The sequence below is a fragment of the Propionispira arboris genome (genome assembly GCF_900109225.1).
Taxonomy (GTDB): domain Bacteria; phylum Bacillota; class Negativicutes; order Selenomonadales; family Selenomonadaceae; genus Propionispira; species Propionispira arboris.
This window is the reverse complement of record NZ_FNZK01000017.1, coordinates 23607-45640: the sequence shown is the minus strand read 5'-3', so window position 1 is coordinate 45640 and position 22034 is coordinate 23607. Positions and strand designations below refer to the sequence as shown.

Annotated in this window: 22 protein-coding genes and 1 riboswitch; of the genes, 18 read left to right on the top strand and 4 right to left on the bottom strand. The window is 38.6% G+C overall.

Annotation, left to right across the window (positions count from 1 at the left end; all coding sequences use genetic code 11):
- The first annotated feature begins 6 nt into the window (after positions 1-6).
- From mdcE to BMY14_RS20640, 11 genes are all read left to right on the top strand, one after another.
- Complete coding sequence (gene mdcE, locus BMY14_RS15210; protein ID WP_091833600.1) at positions 7-897, top strand: biotin-independent malonate decarboxylase subunit gamma; 891 nt, start codon at positions 7-9, stop codon at positions 895-897.
- Between the two features lie 15 nt (positions 898-912).
- Complete coding sequence (locus BMY14_RS15205) at positions 913-2016, top strand: AMP-binding protein (RefSeq protein ID WP_091833597.1); 1104 nt, start codon at positions 913-915, stop codon at positions 2014-2016.
- Positions 1998-2690 carry a malonate decarboxylase holo-[acyl-carrier-protein] synthase gene (gene mdcG, locus BMY14_RS15200; RefSeq protein WP_091833594.1) on the top strand — a complete coding sequence of 231 codons (693 nt, stop codon included), beginning with the start codon at positions 1998-2000 and terminating at the stop codon, positions 2688-2690. Before BMY14_RS15205 ends, mdcG begins: the two co-directional genes overlap by 19 nt.
- An 18-nt stretch (positions 2691-2708) precedes the next feature.
- A complete protein-coding gene (locus BMY14_RS15195; RefSeq protein WP_091833592.1) occupies positions 2709-2918 on the top strand; it encodes an acyl-CoA carboxylase biotin carboxyl carrier protein subunit in 210 nt (69 codons plus the stop codon).
- Positions 2919-2958: 40 nt separating this feature from the next.
- Complete coding sequence (locus tag BMY14_RS15190; protein ID WP_091833589.1) at positions 2959-3168, top strand: acyl-CoA carboxylase biotin carboxyl carrier protein subunit; 210 nt, start codon at positions 2959-2961, stop codon at positions 3166-3168.
- A 156-nt stretch (positions 3169-3324) separates the two neighbouring features.
- The gene (madL, locus tag BMY14_RS15185) at positions 3325-3684 is read left to right on the top strand and encodes a malonate transporter subunit MadL (RefSeq protein WP_091833587.1); all 360 of its coding nucleotides are present in this window, start codon (positions 3325-3327) and stop codon (positions 3682-3684) included.
- 120 nt (positions 3685-3804) lie between these two features.
- Positions 3805-4572: a malonate transporter subunit MadM gene (gene madM / locus BMY14_RS15180; RefSeq protein ID WP_091833585.1), complete on the top strand. Its 768-nt coding sequence runs from the start codon at positions 3805-3807 to the stop codon at positions 4570-4572.
- A 69-nt stretch (positions 4573-4641) separates the two neighbouring features.
- Positions 4642-5514, top strand: a complete 873-nt coding sequence (locus BMY14_RS15175; RefSeq protein WP_091833582.1) for a triphosphoribosyl-dephospho-CoA synthase — start codon at positions 4642-4644, stop codon at positions 5512-5514.
- A 114-nt stretch (positions 5515-5628) separates the two neighbouring features.
- Positions 5629-7407 (top strand): methyl-accepting chemotaxis protein, encoded by a 1779-nt coding sequence (locus tag BMY14_RS15170; protein ID WP_091833579.1) that lies wholly within the window; start codon positions 5629-5631, stop codon positions 7405-7407.
- Between the two features lie 287 nt (positions 7408-7694).
- A complete protein-coding gene (locus BMY14_RS15165; protein WP_091833577.1) occupies positions 7695-7907 on the top strand; it encodes a transposase in 213 nt (70 codons plus the stop codon).
- A gap of 108 nt (positions 7908-8015) precedes the next feature.
- Complete coding sequence (locus tag BMY14_RS20640) at positions 8016-8261, top strand: hypothetical protein (RefSeq protein ID WP_177177621.1); 246 nt, start codon at positions 8016-8018, stop codon at positions 8259-8261.
- A gap of 166 nt (positions 8262-8427) precedes the next feature.
- On the opposite strand, the gene BMY14_RS15155 is transcribed toward BMY14_RS20640, so the two are convergent.
- The gene (locus BMY14_RS15155) at positions 8428-10272 is read right to left on the bottom strand and encodes an APC family permease (RefSeq protein WP_091833573.1); all 1845 of its coding nucleotides are present in this window, start codon (positions 10270-10272) and stop codon (positions 8428-8430) included.
- A gap of 112 nt (positions 10273-10384) precedes the next feature.
- A riboswitch (cyclic di-AMP (ydaO/yuaA leader) is annotated at positions 10385-10526 on the bottom strand.
- 204 nt (positions 10527-10730) lie between these two features.
- On the opposite strand from BMY14_RS15155, the gene BMY14_RS15150 reads away from it, so the two are divergent.
- The 4 genes from BMY14_RS15150 to BMY14_RS15135 all read left to right on the top strand — a co-directional run bounded on the left by BMY14_RS15150 (position 10731) and on the right by BMY14_RS15135 (position 15116).
- A complete protein-coding gene (locus BMY14_RS15150; protein WP_091833570.1) occupies positions 10731-11162 on the top strand; it encodes a MarR family winged helix-turn-helix transcriptional regulator in 432 nt (143 codons plus the stop codon).
- Positions 11163-11242: 80 nt separating this feature from the next.
- The gene (locus tag BMY14_RS15145) at positions 11243-11809 is read left to right on the top strand and encodes a hypothetical protein (RefSeq protein ID WP_091833567.1); all 567 of its coding nucleotides are present in this window, start codon (positions 11243-11245) and stop codon (positions 11807-11809) included.
- Positions 11810-11832: 23 nt separating this feature from the next.
- On the top strand, positions 11833-12942 hold the full coding sequence (locus BMY14_RS15140; protein WP_091833564.1) for an Acg family FMN-binding oxidoreductase: 1110 nt from the start codon (positions 11833-11835) through the stop codon (positions 12940-12942).
- A gap of 287 nt (positions 12943-13229) precedes the next feature.
- Complete coding sequence (locus BMY14_RS15135; protein ID WP_091833561.1) at positions 13230-15116, top strand: sensor domain-containing diguanylate cyclase; 1887 nt, start codon at positions 13230-13232, stop codon at positions 15114-15116.
- Positions 15117-15374: 258 nt separating this feature from the next.
- On the opposite strand, the gene BMY14_RS15130 is transcribed toward BMY14_RS15135, so the two are convergent.
- Positions 15375-15608 (bottom strand): helix-turn-helix domain-containing protein, encoded by a 234-nt coding sequence (locus BMY14_RS15130; RefSeq protein WP_091833558.1) that lies wholly within the window; start codon positions 15606-15608, stop codon positions 15375-15377.
- Positions 15609-15803: 195 nt separating this feature from the next.
- On the opposite strand from BMY14_RS15130, the gene BMY14_RS15125 reads away from it, so the two are divergent.
- Positions 15804-17519 carry a methyl-accepting chemotaxis protein gene (locus tag BMY14_RS15125; RefSeq protein ID WP_091833555.1) on the top strand — a complete coding sequence of 572 codons (1716 nt, stop codon included), beginning with the start codon at positions 15804-15806 and terminating at the stop codon, positions 17517-17519.
- Between the two features lie 193 nt (positions 17520-17712).
- Here the strand turns inward: BMY14_RS15125 and BMY14_RS15120 are convergent, their stop codons facing one another.
- A complete protein-coding gene (locus BMY14_RS15120; protein WP_091833552.1) occupies positions 17713-18054 on the bottom strand; it encodes a helix-turn-helix domain-containing protein in 342 nt (113 codons plus the stop codon).
- Positions 18055-18274: 220 nt separating this feature from the next.
- On the opposite strand from BMY14_RS15120, the gene BMY14_RS15115 reads away from it, so the two are divergent.
- Together BMY14_RS15115 and BMY14_RS15110 are read left to right on the top strand one after the other, a co-directional pair.
- Positions 18275-19324, top strand: coding sequence for a PocR ligand-binding domain-containing protein (locus BMY14_RS15115; protein WP_091833549.1), 1050 nt, complete (start codon positions 18275-18277; stop codon positions 19322-19324).
- Positions 19325-19346: 22 nt separating this feature from the next.
- A complete protein-coding gene (locus BMY14_RS15110) occupies positions 19347-19817 on the top strand; it encodes a chemotaxis protein CheW (protein ID WP_091833546.1) in 471 nt (156 codons plus the stop codon).
- Positions 19818-20055: 238 nt separating this feature from the next.
- Here BMY14_RS15110 and BMY14_RS15105 read toward each other — a convergent pair whose 3' ends face one another.
- Entirely contained in the window at positions 20056-21429 is a 1374-nt protein-coding gene (locus BMY14_RS15105; RefSeq protein ID WP_091833543.1) for a deoxyribodipyrimidine photo-lyase, read from the bottom strand.
- Between the last annotated feature and the right edge of the window lie 605 nt (positions 21430-22034).

The following is a 22034-nucleotide window of genomic DNA, read 5'->3' as shown; positions in this document are numbered from 1 at the left end:
GAAAAAATGGATGAATTTGACAATACAATGATAGGCCGTGGTCGTGATGCAATCGGGATGATTATTGATCCGAAAACTTTTCAGGAAAATTCAGTAGGAGACTATTCTTTTGATCCGGAATATGGACCATGTGCAGCCGTTGGAACGGCTAAACTGCAAGGCCGTTGCATTACAGTTATCGCCAATGATGCACAGGCGTTTAATGATCGTTTCCCTGTTGTATTTGGTGGTATTATTGGCATGGAAGAAGCTTATAAAATGGCGATGACTGTTTATAAAAGCATGGAAGCCGATAAAGATAAGCCTATGGCAGAAAAAAGACCAATTGTTTTGATTGTTGATACTCCGGGTAACGGACCGGGAAAAATGGAAGAAATTGCCGGAATGAATAAGGCTACGGGCGGATATCAGCTGGCACTTGCAGAAGCTCGCAAAGCCGGACATCCGATTATTGCCTGTGTTATTGGTCGCGCAATTAGTGGTGCATTTTTGTGTCATGGATTACAGGCAGATCATATTTTGGCGCTGTCCAAAGATTATGGGACAATGATTCATGTTATGCCTATTACCAGTATTTCACGTATTACAAAAATGGATATTGAAAAGCTGGAGGCGCTGTCGACAAGTAATCCGGTTTTTGCCGCAGGCGTAGATTTCTTCTATAAGCTTGGTGGTGTAGAAGAAGTAATTAATACAGTAGATGATATGCGGGAAATTATTTCGAAACATATTAATGAAGTATATGCAATTAAGGCTGCCGGAAAATTTGATCGTCTTGGTCCTTGGGGCCGCGGTCTTCTTGGTGAAGAACGAGGCGGTCGTATTGTTCGTCTGAAAGCAATGGGGAAAATGGATGGTGAGTTTGAAACTGTAGCTGATCAGTATATTAATGCATAAAAAAAGGAGAGGCGTATGTCAGAACGATTCGATGAAATAAGCAAGCTGGTACGGGAGTTTGGTTCGACACCGGCATTTGAAGAAATGCCGCGTAGGACTTTAGTAGATAAAGGAATTCAGGGACCTACTTCTGCTCATGTTATTGAAGAAATACATACGCCGCTTAATCTGGCTTATGTAACATTTACTACAGGTACTACTGCTTTTCAAAATATTGTAGGCGTGACTTTTTCTGAACTACCTGAACGTATTAAGGCATCAAAAGCTGCTTTGCAGCATGCCGGAGTCCGAGCAGGTGATAAGGTGCTGGTAACATATCCACCTTTGGTAAATGTTTTTAGCGGTCAGGCTTTTAATGAATATGGTTTAAAGTGGTCCTTTTTGTACCGTTCCAGCCGGGATGCTTTTTTAGCAGCACTCTATGATGAAAAACCTGATGTAGTGGTTGGTGAGTCGTCTTTTTTACGAGCATCACTGGAAGATGCAAAAAATATGGGGATTGCAACAGAACTTCCTAAGCATATGATACTACTTGCAGCAGGAACCCCAATGGATCTTGATCTGCTGCCTGTGGCCGAAGAAGTGTTACAGGCAAAAGTACATGATTTATATGGGTGTCAGGAATTTGGCTGGATTTCTATAGATGGTATTCCTCTTAGAAATGATTTAAAACTGGCGTGTCCAGTGGAAGAAAAAGGTCAAAAATTTTTTGAACTGTTTGTGGGAGGAATGCCTACAGGAGATGCATTTCCTGTTTCAAAGAGTGGGCATATTTGCAATCGTAAAGGGAAAATTATTACATATCGCCGGGCACGTAAATTTATTGCTTCGACGGTTGTTGTAAAAGCTACAACGCTTTCAGCAAAGGAAACAATTCATCGGGTAGCAAAAAGTATTTTGCGGATTAAGGGTCGGGTAATTATTATTGATCCTCGGGTGGAAACGAATGCTGCAAGTACTGTTTTAGAGATTACTTCAGGACAGATGTTATCAGGGCAGGTAGAACGTATTACAATTCAAGGACCACAGCAAACAAAATTATTTGATGATCTTGTACAGGCGCAGATCGAATACCAACAAAATGGTAAGGCGGATCCTATATGGACGAAACAAAGTTAAAATTTATAAATAGACATGATTTTATTGTTATTTCGAATAAGGAACGGCAGAGAATTGGTAAACAATATTTGTCTGCATGTCCATTGAATCAAAGAGACTTTGGCAAAGAATTATTTTTTAATACTAAATATAGTATTCCGGGGATAGCCCGGCGTGAAGAGTCTTCGAAAGACAGAAGTTTGCTGCCGGTTGGGTTTGTTCCGTGTACAAAATATTGCGGGCAGCGGCTGCGCATTGCTGCTGCAGTTTATATGACAGAAGTAGAGGACGTTGTCTGCCCTGAAAAAATTTTACGTATGCCTTTTATACCACGAAACAAGTGTATGAGTGCATTAGCGGATATTAATGCGTGGGCAGCAGCACAGAGTTTGTCTTTGGGAGTTTTAGGATCTGCCGGATTAGAAATATTTACAGGTAGTCCTTATACGGATAAGGACTCAGATCTTGATTTGCTGATGAATGCTTGTTCTTTTTTTCATATAAAGAAAATTTATGATCAATTACAGGCTATTAGTCGTATATATGCGGTTTCGTTGGATTTAGAAATAAGTCTGCCCAATGGGTATGGTGTTAAAGCAGCAGAGCTGTTTATGGAGACAAGGACTGTATTGGGAAAAAGTCTGCAAGATGTTGTGCTATTAAAAAGAGAAGAAATCCTCTGCTTAATAAATTAAAAAGGAGAGAGTTTATTTATGGAAATCAAATCACGTGTACCAGGAAAAATTGTTCGTTTTGAAAAGCAGGTAGGAGATCAGGTAATAGTAAAAGATATTCTTATTATTATGGAAGCTATGAAGATGAGACAAGTTATTCCGAGTCCGGTTGCTGGTGTTGTTAAGGAATATAAGGTACAGCCGGGTGATCGTGTTTCAGCTGGTGCTGTTGTCGCTATCGTGGAATAAAATATATTATTGAAGTATAAAAAAAGGAGAGAGTTTATTTATGGAAATCAAATCACGTGTACCAGGGAAAATTGTTCGTTTTGAAAAGCAGGTAGGAGATCAGGTAGCCGTAAAAGATATTCTTATTATTATGGAAGCTATGAAGATGAGACAAGTTATTCCGAGTCCGGTTGCTGGTGTTGTCAAGGAATATAAGGTACAACCGGGTGACCGTGTTTCAGCTGGTGCTGTTGTCGCTATCGTAGAATAAGATTTTTCAAAGCAATAATAATAGCGGGTGGTGCCTGATAAAGTTGTTTTTACAGGGCTTCATCCGCAATATTGCTATTATGGGAATAAGCTTCGTTGTATCACACAAATTGAAGTTTATGCGATAATTAAAAATTGTACTAAGGCGGTGTTTTATATGGCAATTTATGGTGTGGCATTGTTGGCAGGTTGTATGTTTGCGGGAGTGTTTTTAGGTGATGTTTTAGGGGTACTTCTTAATGTTAAGGCAAATGTTGGCGGTGTTGGCTTCGCTATGTTCTTTTTGATTATTTTGGCTAATCGCGGAATTGACAAAGGCTGGTTAAATGAAAAATCGCAAAGTGGTATTTCGTTTTGGAGCGCAATGTATATCCCTATTGTCGTTGCTATGAGTTCGATTCAAGATGTTGTTGCTGCTTTGAGCAGTGGTCCACTGGCGATTCTTAGCGGGCTTCTTGGTACGGCAATTGCTTTTGCCTTTGTTCCGGTTCTTGTAAAAATGGGATCAAAAGGTTAAGGTGCAAATTATAAATAGATAGTTTGAAAAAATAAAGATAAAAGGATGAGTGATTTTGGAATATAAAGAATTTTTCTAAATATTCCTTTATTATTAGCCAGATACGAGGAGTTGAATTATATGGATTTAGCAGCTATGTTTTCGAAAATGTTTGTTTCCAATGGGCTTATTGGTGCTTTTATTGTTGTTGGGGTTGTAACGTTTATCGCTTACAAATTAGCAGGTATTACTAAAGGCCGGATTCATGGCTCGGCGGTAGCTATTTTTGCCGGATTAGTTCTCGCTTATATTGGAGGAAGTCTTACCGGTGGGCATAAGGGATTTGCAAGTATTCCTATGTTTGCGGGTGTTGGTTTTATGGGCGGAGGTATGCTACGTGATTTTGCCATTGTATCAACGGCTTTCGGAGCAGATCTTCGTGAAATTAAAAAGTGCGGCATTGCAGGTGTTTTGTCGCTATTTATAGGAATTATTACTTCGTTTGTTGTCGGTATTGCCTTTGCATATATGTGGGGTTATCATGATGTTGTCAGTATGGCTACAATTGGCGCAGGTGTTGTTACTTTTGTTGTAGGTCCGGTCACCGGAGCGGCATTAGGAGCATCTTCAGAAGTAGTAGCTATTTCAATTGCTGCGGGTGTTGTTAAGTCTGTAACAGTTATGATTGCAACGCCTTTAGTTGCAGATCTGCTTGGTTTGCGTAATCCGCAAGCTGCTATGATGTATGGTGGTCTTATGGGGACGACGTCAGGCACTGCAGCCGGTATGGCCGCGGTAGATCCAAAACTGGTTCCGTATGCTGCAATGACGGCAACATTTTATACTGGTATGGGCTGCTTATTGTGTCCATCAATTTTGTATTTGGCATTAAATGCCGTTATGGGGTAATCAATATATGGATTTTCAGGCAGGCAGGAGTAGTTTACTGCCTGCCTTTTAGAAGTTTATGGAGGACATATGAATTCGTTAATGCAGCTCAGTGAATATTTGTCACAAGCAATTTTGTTGGAAGTTTCGGCTTATCCAAAACCAGGGTTGGTTACACGTTGTGCGAATGGTTCGCATAAAGATATGAGTCTTATTACATTTATGATGAGTTCTGTTATTGTATCAAAAACGTTTTATCAGCTTTTTGACATTGGCCGTGATTTTGCGAAAGATGAAAAAGCCTTGTTTGAACAAGTGCGTATATGGGGACAAGGAGCTGAACAAAGGCTGTTGGCCAGTACTAAGGGTGTTAATACTCAGCGTGGAATTTTGTTTGCTGGTGGGATTTTGTCAGCAGCAGGTGGGTTTTTGGCAGATGCATCACCTGCGAAAGTATCGGTCCGAAAACTTTGCAATACTGTCAAAAAAATGACTGCGGGCTTGGTATACAAAGAACTGAAATGTTTGAATAAAAATAATAATTTAACAGCAGGAGAACAACTTTTTAAAAAATATAAAATTACGGGTATTCGTGGTGAGGTGGAACAAGGTTTTCCCAGTGTACGTCATTTAGGGCTTCCTGCTCTGTATGATGCTTTTTCACGGGGTGCTTGTATCAATGATGCATTGGTACAGGTGCTGCTTTCTCTTATGACAGTTGTTGAAGACTCTAATATAGTTTGGCGAACAAATTTTAAAGAACTGAAAAATGTACAAGAAAAAGCACAAGAAATTCTTCTAAAAGGAGGTGTATTTTCTGAGGCCGGGTGCAGAGAATTAAAAGTTTTAGATGAATATTGTATACAAAAACGTATTAGTCCGGGAGGTACGGCAGATTTACTTTCTATAACAGTAGCGCTGTTTCTTTTTGAAAATGGCACTTTCCCAGTTATGATTATATAGAGACGATAAGGACAATAGGGATGGTTTTCAGGGTAAAATATAATAGTATTGGTAAATTTTGCTGGAATTCGTTTTTGTTAAAAAAACTGGCAAAATATTTTAGGAGGAATCGATATGCTGCATTCTATGAAAGCACGATTTATTTGTATAATTCTTGGTGTAACGGTTATGACAACGATTATATTGAGTGGCTTTTTTGTATATAACATGATACAGGAAAATCAACGTCAATTAGCTGACTATAAGGAAGAGCTTTATGCTACTGTCGAACGCGAATTAAAAATTGAAACCGAGTCAGCAATTAGCCTGATTAAAGGGGTTTATAAAAAGCAGCAGACCGGCTTACTTACTGCAGAACAGGCAAAAAAAGAAGCAGCGGATCTAGTGCGTGAAATGCGGTATGATGATACTGCCGGCTATTTTTTTGTTGATACTTATGACGGAACCAGTGTAGTTTTGCTTGGTAATAAAATTGAAGGACAGTCCCGTATTAATTCGGTCACACCAGATGGAAAGCTTTTTGTGAAAGAATTGTTGCAGAATGGGCGTAAGGAAACTGGTGGGTATACGGATGTCATGTTCCCAAAGCCGAACCAGACAGAAGTACTGCCAAAGCGTATATATAGTGCAGCTTTTGAACCATATCAATGGGTAGTAAGTACGGGGATATATATTGATGATATTAACACAAAAATGGCAGTTAAACAGGCCAAAGCAGATCAGATGCTGAAAAAAAGCTTATTACAGGTTTTCGTGGCATTGGTTGTTTTGTTAGGATTTTTTACGGCGTTTGCTATATATATAGGAAAGAAAACTGCAGCACCGATTAAGTTTGTCACAGATAAAATGGAGTTACTGTCAACAGGAGATTTTAGTATTTCTGTGAATACAGATCTGACGCATAGACAAGATGAAATCGGCACGATGAGTCGTGCATTGCAAAAGCTTCGAACAAATATTCGAGATCTGATGAAGCAGATTTCGGAATCGGCGGAATATGTTGCAGCTTCTTCCGAAGAACTGACTTCCAGCGCAGAAGAGTCTTCGGCAGTCAGTGGGCAGGTGGCAAATTCCATTGTAAATGTTGCTGGTTCATGTAATGAGCAGTTTAAGTCGGTTGAGCAAGCCAATAATCGAACACAAGAGCTTTCAGGTCGTATGCAGCAGTTTAAGTGCACGATTGATGAGTCCGGTAGTAAAATTCGTTTGACAAGTGATGCGGCCAGTCGTGGCAGTACGGATATAGTAGCAGCAGTACAACAAATGAAAATGATTGAATCCTCTGTGGGCGCATCTGCTGAAGTTATAGCCGGTCTGGGAGAGGAATCAAAGAAGATCGGTACGATTGTTGATACGATTGGTAATATTGCCTCACAAACAAATTTGCTGGCTTTAAATGCGGCGATTGAAGCGGCTCGTGCCGGTGAGCATGGTCGTGGTTTTTCAGTTGTAGCGGAAGAGGTTCGTAAGCTGGCGGAACAATCGCAGGAAGCTGCCGGTGAAATTGCTAAACTGATAGGTAATATTCAACAAGAAGCGCAAAATGCAGTAAACGCAATGCAAAAAGGGCAGGAACAGGTGCAAGGCGGGACAAAGGCGGTCAGTAATGCAGGAAAAACTTTTAATGATATTGTGGAAATGGTAACAAAGGTTGCTGCGGAGTCAGGAACTATGGGGAAAATAATTATAGAGCTTTCGCAAGGAACGGAAGAAATTATGTCTGCAGTTAGTAAAATAGACGAAATGAGTAAAAAAGTTTCTTCAGAAGCGGGAACTGTTTCTGCTTCGACAGAGGAACAATCTGCATCTATGCATGAAATTGCAGATTCAAGTCGGGAACTAGCCGAAATGGCGCAAAATTTGCAGAATGCTGTTAAGCATTTTAAAATATAAATGTTTTAAATTTGTGAGGCTGTCGCACGTTACAAAAACCCCTGGTAGCTTTTTTTTGCAAAAAAAGAACTCTAAGGTTTTTAATCGTCTGAGAGTACGTGTAAAATTAAAGTATGAAAAAAACCAAAACTTACACAAACAGATTATACGACTTCTGGGAGTTCTTATCAATTGCATCTTCCACTAAATATTGAATTTCAGATTTCAAAGGATGACCCAGCCAGCCTGCTTCGTTACTTTGTTGAAGGGATGGATTTATCAGAGCTTTACCATACATATTATCGGCGATGCCACGGCAGATGTTTGAAATCCTTATCTATGCTTACAGGAACTGTATTCGCAGTTCCTGCAAAATAGAGCAGACCTGTAGACGAGACATCAATTTCATGTTTCTTCTTGAAGGTAAGCATGCACCAGATTATGCGACCGTCGCCAGATTCCGTTCCATTCATCTATCCTCTTGTGTAAAAGAAATTTTTGCTCAGATGGACAGTCGCTGAGCCAATTTGAGCGAGGCTTCCCTCGAGAATATCTTCATCGATGGAACAAAGATTGAGGTCTCCGCAAACAAATATAAATTCGTTTGGAAAAAATTTGTAACAAAGAATATGCAAAAGCTTATGAATAAGATTCCTGTTTTTATCGAGCAGGTTGAAGGGAATTTTAGTATCCATGTGATGTATGAGAAAGGAATTAAGATGTATCACTTGAGGCGTTTTCTTGGACGAGGAAAAATAAGTGCATTAGTAGAAAGCATGTTGATGGCAATAGCGCATAATATAGGAAAGCTTCATCATAAAATACAGTCAGGCAGATCAGGACAGTATCTATTCCCTGTAAATAACGCAGCCTAAAAGAAAAGACGTACGAAAAACCCAGTAAAAGATGGGATGTTTTCGTGCGTCTTTTTTTATTCTCCAATATTTGGGATAACTTCAAGTAGTTTTTGTAATCAAAAAAGAGAGCTGGCACAGAAGTGAAAAACCACTTCATGCGACAGCCCTCTTTTTATGTGAAATTTTATTTTTTTAGATGAAATGGTATCGTTGAGACAATAACATTTTTCTTTAAAATGAGCAGTGTTCGTAAAATCAAACCAGTTTGATTATGCAAAAGTCGATGCCACCATTTTCTCGTTTCAAATTCTGGAATCAAAATGGTTATATAGTCATTCGGACCTTTTTCGTTGGAGAGTTCTTCAATAAAATCAATCAGCGGCTGCACAACGAGGCGGTATGGTGAATAAATTGTGACCAATTTAATACCTGGATTCCAGCAATTCCATTTTTCTTGTACCTTTTTACCAATTTCTTCATTGGTAGCAATATGAACAGCCATGACATCATCGCCGATGGATTTTGCATATTTTAAGGTTTCCGCGATTACACTGGTTGGACTAGAAATTGGAACGATGACGATATTTTGTCCGCCTTGTATTTCTGTTGTAAAAGCAGGGTTCATATCTTCGATTGGCAGATGGAGTTGTTCAGCCATATTATTATAATGACCTTTGATTTTTTTGAAAATAAAAATCATCACTGGGATAAAAATGAGAACCATCCAGGCTCCATGGGTGAATTTACTGATGCCGATAATTAAGACAACAATACCGGTTACGATAGCACCAACGGTATTGATTGAGGCACGCAGCATCCAATATGATCCTTTGACGCGGCGCCAATGGATAATCATCCCTGTTTGGGCAATGGTAAAAGATAAAAAGACACCAATCGCGTATAGAGAAATCAAATGATCCGTATTTCCCTGGTAAATGAAAATCAAAACACCAGCAGCGATACTTAATAAGACAATCCCGTTCGAAAAACTAAGCCGTTCACCTCGTTCACCAAGATAACGCGGCATATAGCCATCACGGGCTAAGATAGACAACAGCGGCGGGAGTCCATTGAAGGATGTGTTCGCGGCTAAATAAAGCACTAACATTGTAGTGATTTGGATATAATAATAAAACCAGCTGCGACCGAAGGTTAATTCTGCTATTTTTGATAAAGAAGTAGCATCGGACAGTGGTAAAATATGAAAATGCATGATTAAAAACGAAATACCAATGAACATAAAGCCAAGCAGGCCCGACATACAAAATGTTGTTTTGGTTGCATTTTTAACTGCAGGTTCTTTAAACATAGGAACACCGTTTGAAATAGCTTCGACACCTGTCATGGAGCTACAGCCGTTGGCGAAAGCTCTCGATAATAATAAGACCATACTCCAGTCAAAATTGCGTTCGAGTGATTCAGTTGGAATAATTGGTGCTTGTTGTGTAACAGCTTGGTAAATACCAGTTGCAATCAAAGCTAAAATACCAAAAATAAAAGCGTAGGTTGGAAAAACGAAAGCAGATGAAGATTCGCGTATACCTCGTAAATTAACGAGCATGAGAACTAAAAATAAGATCAGTAAATCAATGCTTACTTCATATTGCAATAAATCAGGAAACGCTGAAATGATGGCGGCTGTGCCTGCTGAAACACTAACTGCTACCGTGAGTGTATAATCGGCAAATAGGGCAGCTGCAGCCGTTAATGCTGGGAATTCACCCAGATTTTCAATGGCTACTGCATAAGAACCGCCGCCGCCAGGATTCGCTTTACCTACTTGAACATAAGAAATCGTTACAATTGCTAATAATAGTAAAATTGCTATCGCAACATGGCTTAAGTAGCCGTATGCTAAAAGCCCTGGAACAGCTAGGATGATCATAATTTGCTCTGGTCCATAAGCGACCGAAGAGAGCGCATCCGAAGAAAAAATAGCTAGGGCCTTCCAATTTGAAAGTTTTTCATTTGAAATTTCTTGATTGTGCAACGGCCTGCCGATTAATAATCGCCTAAGCAAACGCATCATAGTTTGTGTCAACCTCCAGTTAATATATAAAAATATATTTATAAAAAAACGCATAGCATTTTGGATTGTCAATCTGATAAAAAATGCACAAAAAAAAGACCATGGGTGGTCTTGTAACCCTAATTTTGGCCGACGAAGTTAGCTGACGGGTAGGATGATAAGAGAAAAACATCCTTTCTATTCCTTGAATAGAATTAACCCCAAAAGTTTTGGTTCCTCCGCTTCTTACAATAAGAACTAAGCCATTAATTTTTTTGTATGAATCACATTATACACCTTCACTAGTATAAATAAAAGATAAATTTTTATTGTAAAATTTTATCTTTTATTTATTGTAAATGAAGTGTAAAAAATTTACATTCCAACAACGATTTTATTCGATCTTTTTTGCTTGACAAATTTTTCAATAACTATATAATTAGTTATATGAAACTAATTACTGAAAGAGGAATTTGAATATGGCAACGGAAGATCTTATCGTCAAGGCGATTAACATTTTATCTGATGAAATGCGTTTATGTATGAGGAAACATAAAGAGCAAGTACCAGATGGCAAGGAATTATTTAACTTGTCCATAACACAGCTGCATTACCTTCATGCTATAAAAAAGTGCATAACCCCGACGATTACTGAACTTGCTGAAATATTTGGTGTACAAAAATCAACGGTAACGGTTGCTGTGAATAAACTTCTGCAGCGTGGCTTTTTGGAAAAAACTGCATCACAAAGTGATTTACGCGTTGTCCATGTTAGTTTATCAGAAAAAGGCAAACGTTTGATTGAAATTGAAGATCAGGGATATTATCAGTTTGCCGGTCAAGTTATACAAAGTTTGACCGAGGTTGAAAAAACACAATTTGTTAAATTGCTGCACAAAATAACACAGTAACAATACTGCCCGCATCCAGCGGGTTTTATATATATCGATGGTTAGTTTTATAAAACTAAATTAATGAAATGAGGATTTTTATGAAGCATATAAAAGCTTTTATTTTTGCAGCAGTTGTGTTGCTGCTTTTTGTTACGGCAAATCCAGTAGTGCTCGCAGGGTCTGCGGTCACATCCCCCAATATTGAACAACAGGTTTTGCTCGTGATCGGTGATTTGTCACAAGAAAATTATGGTACGGAGCTCACAGATCTGGTTTATAAGCAGCTGCAAGGTCAAATACCGGGGCTGGTTCTTGCTGAATCAGTGGATACAGCAAATTTAGAGCAAGCCGATCTACAAACACTGGCAGTGCAAAAAAATGTTAAGCAAATTTTATTTGTAGAAATTTTGCCAACAAAATCTGATTTTAAAGATATTATATGCTACAAACAACTTCGCTCTCAAGCAACCTTGAAAATCCGTTTATATGATCGGGATAATCAAAAATATCTCATGCGAGAGATTGTGACTGGTACAGATCAAAATACAACATGGATACCATATACCGGAGTTGGTAAAAAAGTAACTGTTCAGAAAGCCGTTCAAAATGCGTCTGTCATCGTTGGTGACAAAGTCAATCAACTACGTTCAGCCCCTAAAGAATGACTTTTTTTATGGAGGAATGAAGCATGAATCGGCGAAGTTTTCTTATTCGGAGTGGATTGATGTTACTCACAGCAGGCGGTGGAACAATGCTGTTTCGTTCATTAAATGAGCTAAAAACCCTGGGACGTCAGGGGCTGACTCAAGGTGTGGAAGGACTTGATGCGGATCATGCCGCTATTTTATACTTTGCAGCCTTAGCACCGAGTGGTCATAATGCGCAGCCTTGGACGGTGAAAATTCTAACAGAAAACCATTGGATTTTGGGAACAGCAGAGTCGAGATGGCTGCCTGTGATTGATCCCGGTAATCGAGAAATGCTGATTTCACTGGGCGCTTTTTTAGAGAATCTTATTTTAGCTGCACAGCAGTACGGATATGCGGTAAAATCACAACTTGTACCAGAGAACTCTAAGAACCAGGCGGTCATTGATATTACGTTTTGCAAAGGGACCATACCTTACACCACGGATTGCAGCCGTATTGAAATGCGTCGTACGCTGCGCAATAACATGCTGCCAACATTGTTGTCACCGGAAGACATCGATCTTTTGGTCGGTGAACAGAAAGAGACTTGGTTTTATTTTTCCCAGCAATCCGCGGAGGGGCAGTATTTAGCTGCAATGACAGTAGAGGCTAACAAAACACAGACTTATAAAGAAGCTGCACAGATCGAACTGGCACAATGGATTCGCTGGTCAAATCGTGATGTTATGAAATTTCGCAATGGACTAACTGCTGAAACGATGGAAATTGAGGGGGTTTCCAGGTGGTATGTGAAAAATTTTTATACGGATAAATCTGTGCTTGGACATGATTTTCGGCAAGCGACGATTGAAAAAATAAAAGAACAAACCGCTGCCGGAGGTGGTTGGCTTTTAATTACAAGTGCGACATCAAGACAAGGGCTTATTAATGTCGGACGTAAACTAGAACGAATCTGGCTTACCTTGCGGGAGCATAAGATTGCGATTCATCCGATGAATCAGCTAATTGAGGAAGAGACTTTTAAGCAAGTCGCAGCTGAGAAATTGGGAATGAAACATGAATTGCAGCTTTTATTGCGGGTCGGATATACGGCTGCGTATCCGATGCCGGTAAGCCCTCGTATGGCAAGGGAGACAATCCTTTTATGATCCTATTTATCGATGATGTTGGATTCTTAAAGAGTCTGGCATTATTTTTTTGTTTAAAATTAGGATAAAGGAAATTTTCTATTGATGGAGAAATTACAATTTAAGAATAATTTCTTATTATATCAGGTTGTATAAATCAAACATGAAAGACAATTCATAATAATATGACATATTTGGATAAGTTTTGGTAGAATGCTAACAATTGAAGTGAGTATTTCATGTAAATAAAAATTTTAAGGCATAATCTGTATTATTTATAGAAGTGCCTTTTTTAGTGGGTTTTTAAAATGAAATTTATTAAGGAAGGAAAAAGTGAGAATATGACGCGTTTACGGCAATTTGATGTGGATAGTTATCGGATTTTAGCTGAACTTAGTGAAGCGGTTATGTTTGAGTGGGAAATCCATCCAGATTGTTTTTTTGCTGCAGCGAATTGGAAACTTAACTTTGGACATGAACCGATTATGGAAAATTTTAGCCAAAACATAGAAAAAATCTTTTTTATGCATCCTGATGATAAGGATGTATTGCTTGAATATGTAAATAAAATAAAAAACGGCCCCAATAACTTGTCATTTACACAAAATTATCTAAAATTTGAAATGCGGCTCAAAAATAAAGACCAAGAGTATATTTGGTTTAGGCTGCGTTTGATTTTACGGTATATTGATGATGTACACCCTGATCGGCTGTTAGGCATGATGACAAATATTGATGAGGAGAAAAAAGAATTTGAGCTGCTGCGTTATCAGGCGCAAAAAGATTTATTGACGGGACTTTATAATAAAATGACAACCAACACGCTGATTACTGAATATCTTGAAAATAGTTGTCTGCCGGATAAAAAACAGGCATTATTTATTATTGATATTGATGGTTTCAAAGAAGTAAATGATCATTTTGGCCATTTGTTTGGGGATGCGGTGATTGCTGACTTGGCGCAGCGTATTGAAAAAACATTTCGTGAGACGGATATTGTGGGACGAATTGGCGGCGATGAGTTTATCGTCTTGATTAAGAATATCAGTAAACTGGAACTTATCGAGCAAAAAGCGCAGGAGCTGTTGAAATATTTAAAGCGGACGTACTCCAGTAATGGAGAGACTTATGCGGTTTCAGCGAGTATTGGCATTGCCCTTTGTCCGGATCATGGTACTTTCTTTACAGATTTATTCAATAAAGCAGACCATGCCCTTTATTATGTAAAAGAACATGGGAAAAATAATTATGCATTATATCATCAAAAACTACCAGAGGCGGCATATAACAATGCAAGAATAGATACACAGAAAGTGGATAGTACAAAACGCCGTAAAAAAAGTTTTCATGAGAATGTTATTGAATATGTTTTTAAAATTCTCTATCACACGAAAGATGCAAATGTGGCTATTAATTTAATCTTGGAGGTGATTGGTGAAAAGTATGATATTAGTCGAATGTTTATTCTCGAACGAACGGCAGTGGGCGGATATGTGAATACGTTTGAATGGTGCAATTATGATGTTGAATCCAGACAAGCGGAGCAACAAGATATTCCGAAGGAAGCAGCTGAAAAATTTAAGCCATATTTTGATGAAAACGGAATTTTTAGCTGTGTAAATATTGCAATGCTGCCAAACGAACTGCGACAATATTTTGCAGGTACCCCCGTGCGAGCTTTGCTCGAATGCCAAATGATAGAAGGCGGTGTTGCGGCTGGATTTATTGGTTTTGAATACAATGAATATGCCCGAATGTGGAAAAGCGATGAAATTGAATCGCTTTCTTTTACAGCAGAAATTTTAAGTACTTTTTTGCTTAAAAAAAGAGCAATGGATAAATTACAGGTTGTACACTTACAAACTCTGGAAATTTTGGATAATATTGATTCCTTTGTGTATGTTATCGATAAAAAATCTCACGAAACACTGTTTTTAAATAAAAAAGCAATTGAATTTTTTGGCGCAAATAAAATTGGTGGGCGCTGTTACGAGTTTATTAGCTGCGAAGATGGACCCTGCGATTATTGTCCAATGCTTTTTCTAACCGATTCGCTGGATCATGTTGCACAGGAAGTTTATTTGCCAAAACGAAACTTGTGGTTCAAGGCTGCCGTTTCAAGGATACAATGGACGGAAGGTCGTGATGTTTGTTTACTGCATTGCCATGATATTACAGCATATAAAACAAAATAAGTTTTTTAGTATAGAAGGTGGTGGTATATCAGCTATTGATGCAAATAGAAATGCAGCTGTTGCGGCCTGGGGGATTCTGTATTTTTGATATTTTTACGATGGATTTTGTTTAGACTTTAGTGGATTCGTTTGTCCTTATCGCAAGAAAAAGGACAGCTATCCGGATTCTTTGAGCCGGTTAACTCTCCTTTTTCTTATGTAACTATTTTACGATAACGTCTATTCTAGCGTATACTTTTTTTACTAACGAGTAGTACTTTACTTATTACTTATGAAAAAACTGGCAATATCCATTTCTAAGCCATCAGCAATTGCGAATAAAACGTCCAATGAATAGGCTTTTGTGGAGTTAGGTGCTTCGATTTTACTTAAGTAGCTTTTGCTGATACCAATTTTAGCGGCGAAGGCTTCTTGTGAAAATCCTTTGAGGTTTCGATAATAAATTATTTTTTTGGCAATTTGACGATAACGATCGTCATAACTAGTTCGCATCATTACATTCCTCCCTTCAGATAAAATTATAGATAGCTTCAATTTAAGGTGTGTGGCACTTATTGTGAAATAAAAAATTTTAACAATATTGCACTTATGGTGAATTGGGGATATAATTGATGTAAAATGGTCGGATAATGCGCAATTGAATCAAGTAAGATTTTAAATAATATATTAGGAGAAAGGGTGAGGTATATGAGCTTTTTAGATAATATTAAAGTAAGTTTAAAAATCGGAATTTTAGTGATTATTGCGCTTGTTATTGTAGGTGTTGTCGGTGGTGTTGGATATGTCTATTTGCAAAAAGCAAATACAAATCTGACGGTTTTATATGAGGACCGCTTAGTGCCGGTGAAATTAATTAATGGAATTCGTACCGATATTGCCAAGGCCAATACAGCTCTCCTGGAATTAATGATTACGGAAGATGATTCGAAAAATAAGGAGTTAAAGAAAGCCATTGATGATATTGCTGGTAATACTAATACTGTGTATGGTCAATTGGACAAAATGAAAATGGATGCGAAAGGACAGGAGTTGTTTGCCAATATCAAAACAGCAACAGCTAACTTTCGTAATGTACGGAGCAAAGTGCTTGATTTAGCACTGCAAAATAAAAATGCGGAAGCCTATGCCTTATATGAAAAAGATGTGTACCCGGCTTCTATTGCTTTCGCAAAAAGTTTAGATGATTTTGCGGATTATTATTCGAATTTGTCGGAGCAGATGAAAGTGGACAGTGAAAATAGTGCCAGTGAGGCAAATCGAATTTCATGGGGAATTCTTTTTCTGGCTTTTCTTTTACTTGGGTTTAGTGGATTTTATATCAGTAAAGTTATTACAAAACCACTGGGGTTCATGGTCTCAGTTTGTAAAGAATTTGAAAATGGTGATTTTCGCGATAAACCTAGAAAGCTGGTGCGCAGCGATGAAGTTGGCCAGCTGGCCGATGCCTTAGCCAGTATGCGGGATAGCCTTCGCCGCTTAATGAAAAATGTCAATGTTTCCGCTGAACAGCTAGCGGCCTCTTCTGAAGAATTAACAGCCAGTGCGGAACAGTCGGCACAGGCTTCAACTCAGGTTGCTGTTTCTATTACAGACGTGGCTAATGTTGCAGTAGAACAAATGAAAGCAACCGATGATACTTCAGGGGTCGTAGAACAGATATCTGCGGGTATCGAAGAAATATCGGCTGGAGCGAATGAGGTTACACATCAAGTGTTGCAAACCGAAGAACAGGCGAAAAAAGGAACGATTGCAGTCGGCAAAGCGGTAAAGCAAATGAAATCGATCGAAAATACGGTTATTTCATCGGCACAGGTCGTTAGCAAACTAGGTGAACGGTCCAAGGAAATTGGTCAGATTGTCGATACGATTTCTGGAATTGCCGGACAGACCAATTTGCTGGCACTGAATGCTGCCATTGAAGCAGCTCGAGCTGGGGAACAAGGCCGTGGGTTTGCCGTTGTTGCCGAAGAAGTGCGTAAGCTTGCGGAACAGTCACAAGAAGCGGCAAAACAAATTGCAGAACTCATCGGACAAATCCAAGGTGAAACAGAAAATGCGGTGCAGGCAATGAATACTGGAACCCATGAAGTGAAAATCGGTGCAGAAGTTGTTACAGAATCTGGACAAGCTTTCGAAGATATTGCCAAACGAGTGAATCAGGTGACCGGAAAAGTACAGGGAATTTCAACAGCAATTGAACACATGGCGACTAGCAGCCAACAGATTGTGGTATCCGTTCAAAAAATTGATGGCTTTAGTAAACATGTTGTTGGTGAAACGGAATCGGTATCAGCCGCTACCGAACAGCAATCCGCCTCGATGGAAGAAATTGCCTCGGCTAGTCAGGCGTTAGCGCAGCTTGCCGTTGGTCTTCAAACAGAAGTTAAAAAGTTTAGAATTTGATTTTTTGATTTAGAGATACAATCCAATATTTTTAATAAGTGAAACGGAGAACCCCAGGTCACGAATTGTTTATGAAAACGATTCGTGACCTTTTTTTGTGCAAAAGTAGGAAGGAAGCACTCACTGCGTATTGTGCGTGCTTCCTTCAGCTTTTGGTCAAGTGGTTGCAACTTAACATAAAAGAACCCACTCTTTAAGTATCGAGCATATCGTCGTCGGATATTAATATTTCGATAGCTTTTCGTTTTTTAGGAGATAGTTTATTTAGTTTTTTTAATAAATTCCAATCCTCAGTCGATATCGAGATAAGAGCCGGCGGAATTTTGTATGGAATAGGTTGTTGTCCACAAATCAACCAATCTGTTGTTACAACATATAAATCCGCTAATACTTTCAAGGTATAAGGATCTGGAGAGCTAACATTGTTTTCATAATTAGATAATGTTTTGTTGTTGATGCCTGTGCGTTCTTTTACTTGTATTTGTGATAGCTTGGAAACTTCTCTTACTTGGCGTAGGCGATCTCCTAGTTTCAATTAGTTTCACCTCCATGTAGTCTATGATACAAAAAAAATAATATAAAAAGAGTCTAATCCAAGAATAATAGAATTGCTATTGACTTCCAATAAAATAGGAATTACACTAAAAAGAGACTTGACACCTGTTGACTTAAAAAAATATAGCATATGATTTTCAGGACTTAATAATTCATATGCTTTAAAATAAAAAACATTGTATTTATAAGGAGAGATTGAAATGAGTAAGTATCAAGAAAAAGCTGGGCATGAGGTAGACTTAGATAAAATTACATTGACTGATGTAATTGATCTTGGATTTCTGCAACAATTTCAAGATGATTTTGCCAAAGGCGTGGGGGTAGCAAGTGTAACCGTTGATGCAGATGGTAAGCCTGTTACAAATCCTAGTAGTTATACACGGTTTTGTATGGATTTTGTCCATTCGACGGATTGTGGTGACAAGCGCTGTGCGGAATCTCATCATAAAGGTGGAGATGAAGCTGCTCGCACTGGTAAACCTGTTGTTTATGAATGCCATGCTGGTGTAATAGATTTTGCGGCTCCAATTATGCTTGAGGGACGTCATATTGGAACAATTCTAGGCGGGCAGGTTTTGGCAGAAGAACCAATTGAGGATAAATATCGGAAAGTTGCGAAAGAAATAGGTGTTGCTGAAGAAGGTTTTATTGAAGCGGTTAAAGATGTGCGGATCTTGTCGAGGGAACGGATTGAAGCTGCAGCCAATGTACTTTTTATTGTAGCCAATAATATGTCTCGCGAAGCTTATCAGAAAATGAAATTGCAGACGGCATCTGAAACACTGAGTGATGGGATCGGACAAATATCGGCAACCATGCAGGAACTCGCAGCATCGGCATCTACGGTAAGCCATACACAAACGAATTTAAACAACGAAATTAAAAATGTAAACACAGTTACTGGAAAAATAGATGAAGTGATGGATTTTATAAAAGATATTGCGGATGAAACCAGGCTTTTAGGTTTAAATGCAGCGATCGAAGCTGCTAGAGCCGGTGAAGCAGGCCTGGGCTTTGGGGTCGTGGCTCAGGAAATCAGAAAATTATCGGATGATTCGAAACAAACGGTGGGTCGAATCAAAGAACTTACGACCATTATTAAAGAGTCGGTAGAGAAAACAGTGGTTATGGGGAATGCTACAACGGAAACCATTGAACAGCAAGCCGCAGCGATTGAAGAAGTTACAGCCAGTGTTGAGGAAATCAACAGTTTAACGGATGAACTCACGGTGCTGTCCACAGAAAAATAAAAAAGTAAAGGAGGGAGCCATATTGGCTAGTATACAATTAGTTGTATTTGCTGTAGATGATCAAGAATATGGTATTGATGTTTTGGCAGTAAACGGAATTTTACGCGCAAAGAAATTTAAAATTCAATTATTGCCGGGTATGCCAAAAACGATTGAAGGCATTATAAATTTACGTGGACAAATTAAGTATTTATATAATTTGCGCAATAAATTTCATTTACCAGATGAAGCGATGTCAGATGAAAGCAAATTTATCATGTTGAATATTTATGATTCGATTGCTGGATGGATTGTGGATGAAGTTACAGACATTGTGAAGATGGATGATGAAAATTTAGAAATGCCACCGAATTGTGTGAACGGTTTTGCGAATCATTATATTAAGAGTATTGGCAAAATTGACGAACGTCTGATTATTATATTGGATCCGGAAAAGGTTTTAGGACAAGAAGATTTGACAGATATTCCACTTCCTGATAAATTAGTCGTTTAAACGATGGCACGGCAGCACTTATCTACATACGAATGGGGTGACGTTTTGTCGGAAGTTTCTTGCGGCTGATCGCCAGCGCGAATCTTTTGTCTAACTTATACTTGAATAGTTTCTATAAAAAAACATAAAAATAACTTCCCTTCAATTGGGAAGTTATTTTTTTATCAAACAAATAAATTCTGGGGATATTCTCAATACAGATCTTCCTTTATGAGTCTTATTTTTTTGAATGAGGGTTTTAAAACATGGTGGGCTGATCAAACGGTGGATACGTATCTATATATGTTTGGATGGGAAATTTACGTTTCATGCCGTTGAAATTCATATAGCGGATTTTACCGAATACGTTTCGCTCTGACCAAGCACGATCGTGAAGACCGCCCATGCTCCAGGCGATGCCCGCATAACCATTAGGATCACGACCATCGAGGTGGTATTTATCATTGAGATATATTGCTGTAGACATCGCATCGGCTGGTGTTCGTGACCATTCGAGAATCTTTTTTGCCCAATACATGCGTACATAACCATGCATTTTCCCAGTTTCTGTCATTTGACGCTGGGCGGCATTCCATAGTGGGTCATGGGTAAATGCCTGCTCGAGGGTTTCGGCATTATATAGATACTCACGGGAATCGTCGAGATGCTCTTGCAGGGTTTTTTGTGCCCAGGCTGGAAATGCTGCTGCGTTGTCATAATTTGTTTGATAGAAACAAAAATTATCGGCTAATTCTCGCCGAATGATAAGTTCTTCGAGGAAGCTTTCGGTGGCAGAGGAAGTCGAGTGCATTTCCTTAATGTGCAAGGCAATTTTTTGAGCAGAGATTTGCCCGAAATGCAAATAGGGGGAAAGATTCGACTGCATGTTTTTTGTGGGATCGTTGCTTTGTTTGTCATAATATTGAAGCTTTTCTTGGATGAAGTTAAGGGCAGTATTTTTGCCAGCCTTGCTCCCGGGCTTTAGCCAGGTGATTTCAGAAACAGTTGTATCAACCTTTAACTGCGCTAAAAGGTCCGTAACCGGAGGCAGGGGCCGGATGAAAAAGTTTGAAGCTGGATGAACTGATATTTCGGGGACTGGTAATAAAAATTCGGACAGTAAACGCTGTATTTTAGGGCGGATCGTATAGGCGGCATATTCAAGTTTTGTTGAAGCTGTCCAACAGGGGACGATATTGTGAGCATCAACTTCATAACAAGGAATTTTGATTTTTTGCAAAAGTTCTTTTTTCCATAGTGCTTTTATTTTTAGAGGATCAAAATCGATGATTAAAGTACTGGCGGAATTTGTCTGTAACCATGTCGCAATGACTTTTGCCGGTGAACCGATCAGTAAATAAAAAGGAATGTTTTTTTTAGTTAAATTTTGAGCAGTTTCTGTTAACCCTCGCAGCATAAAGCCGTATTGTCGCAGTGTTGCACCAATAAAATCCGGTGCTAACGCAAATAAAACAACCAATGGCTGGTTTTGCTTTCTTGCTGTTTGCTGGGCATAATAGAGTGCCCAGTTATCTTCGACACGTTGGTCACGGCTCATCCAGTACACGACAGGACCGTTTTGTGCTGAATTTTTTATAGTCTGTATAATGCGGATGCGGCGTTGATCGATCATGTTGTTCCCTCCGGTTATAAATTTTATTGCACGTGACGGGTATTCATATCACGGGTGTTGATCATGATATACCGTTTTATAAAACCAGAAAGCATTGAACAGCAAAACGAATTCCCTATTGTCTGCATATAGCTTGCATATCAATTATAAGAGAAATCGATTCCCGGTTCAATTGAAATCTTAGATGGATAAGAATTATTGTACCATGATTCACAAATCCCTGCTTTTTTTCTTGGATAGGTGAGGCCGAAGCCATTTTCTTATCTTGTTGTATGATAACTTTAGATCGTTGCTGCACGAATTTTAAGAACAAAAGGAGTCCGCTTAACAATCATTTCATGGTCATTTCCAAGGTCGATATTCAATTGATATTTTTGTGAAAAAGTAAGGGTAATTGTTCATAGTATGGTACTTTAGCAGGAGCTTGGTTTATATAAAAAAGCAAGACATTAAAATAATAAAAATTTTTAAAAAATAGATTGAATTTTAAATCTATTCAGTATATACTGAATTCATAAGTTATATGATAAATTAAACGAATCGATTCAAGTTGTAAGATAAATGTTTTGGACGGGATTACATTTCATGATTTCAATAGATAATTA

Excerpts from the sequence above, each read along its gene's own strand:
- mdcG (WP_091833594.1), top strand. The coding sequence starts at position 1,998 with ATGGACGAAACAAAGTTAAAATTTATAAATAGACATGATTTTATTGTT.
- BMY14_RS15170 (WP_091833579.1), top strand. The coding sequence starts at position 5,629 with ATGCTGCATTCTATGAAAGCACGATTTATTTGTATAATTCTTGGTGTA.
- BMY14_RS20640 (WP_177177621.1), top strand. The coding sequence starts at position 8,016 with ATGCAAAAGCTTATGAATAAGATTCCTGTTTTTATCGAGCAGGTTGAA.
- BMY14_RS15155 (WP_091833573.1), bottom strand. The coding sequence starts at position 10,272 with ATGATGCGTTTGCTTAGGCGATTATTAATCGGCAGGCCGTTGCACAAT.
- BMY14_RS15130 (WP_091833558.1), bottom strand. The coding sequence starts at position 15,608 with ATGCGAACTAGTTATGACGATCGTTATCGTCAAATTGCCAAAAAAATA.
- BMY14_RS15115 (WP_091833549.1), top strand. The coding sequence starts at position 18,275 with ATGAGTAAGTATCAAGAAAAAGCTGGGCATGAGGTAGACTTAGATAAA.
- BMY14_RS15190 (WP_091833589.1), top strand. The coding sequence starts at position 2,959 with ATGGAAATCAAATCACGTGTACCAGGGAAAATTGTTCGTTTTGAAAAG.
- BMY14_RS15175 (WP_091833582.1), top strand. The coding sequence starts at position 4,642 with ATGAATTCGTTAATGCAGCTCAGTGAATATTTGTCACAAGCAATTTTG.
- BMY14_RS15205 (WP_091833597.1), top strand. The coding sequence starts at position 913 with ATGTCAGAACGATTCGATGAAATAAGCAAGCTGGTACGGGAGTTTGGT.
- BMY14_RS15195 (WP_091833592.1), top strand. The coding sequence starts at position 2,709 with ATGGAAATCAAATCACGTGTACCAGGAAAAATTGTTCGTTTTGAAAAG.
- mdcE (WP_091833600.1), top strand. The coding sequence starts at position 7 with ATGGATGAATTTGACAATACAATGATAGGCCGTGGTCGTGATGCAATC.
- BMY14_RS15105 (WP_091833543.1), bottom strand. The coding sequence starts at position 21,429 with ATGATCGATCAACGCCGCATCCGCATTATACAGACTATAAAAAATTCA.
- BMY14_RS15150 (WP_091833570.1), top strand. The coding sequence starts at position 10,731 with ATGGCAACGGAAGATCTTATCGTCAAGGCGATTAACATTTTATCTGAT.
- BMY14_RS15145 (WP_091833567.1), top strand. The coding sequence starts at position 11,243 with ATGAAGCATATAAAAGCTTTTATTTTTGCAGCAGTTGTGTTGCTGCTT.
- madL (WP_091833587.1), top strand. The coding sequence starts at position 3,325 with ATGGCAATTTATGGTGTGGCATTGTTGGCAGGTTGTATGTTTGCGGGA.
- BMY14_RS15125 (WP_091833555.1), top strand. The coding sequence starts at position 15,804 with ATGAGCTTTTTAGATAATATTAAAGTAAGTTTAAAAATCGGAATTTTA.
- madM (WP_091833585.1), top strand. The coding sequence starts at position 3,805 with ATGGATTTAGCAGCTATGTTTTCGAAAATGTTTGTTTCCAATGGGCTT.
- BMY14_RS15140 (WP_091833564.1), top strand. The coding sequence starts at position 11,833 with ATGAATCGGCGAAGTTTTCTTATTCGGAGTGGATTGATGTTACTCACA.
- BMY14_RS15165 (WP_091833577.1), top strand. The coding sequence starts at position 7,695 with ATGCCACGGCAGATGTTTGAAATCCTTATCTATGCTTACAGGAACTGT.
- BMY14_RS15135 (WP_091833561.1), top strand. The coding sequence starts at position 13,230 with ATGAAATTTATTAAGGAAGGAAAAAGTGAGAATATGACGCGTTTACGG.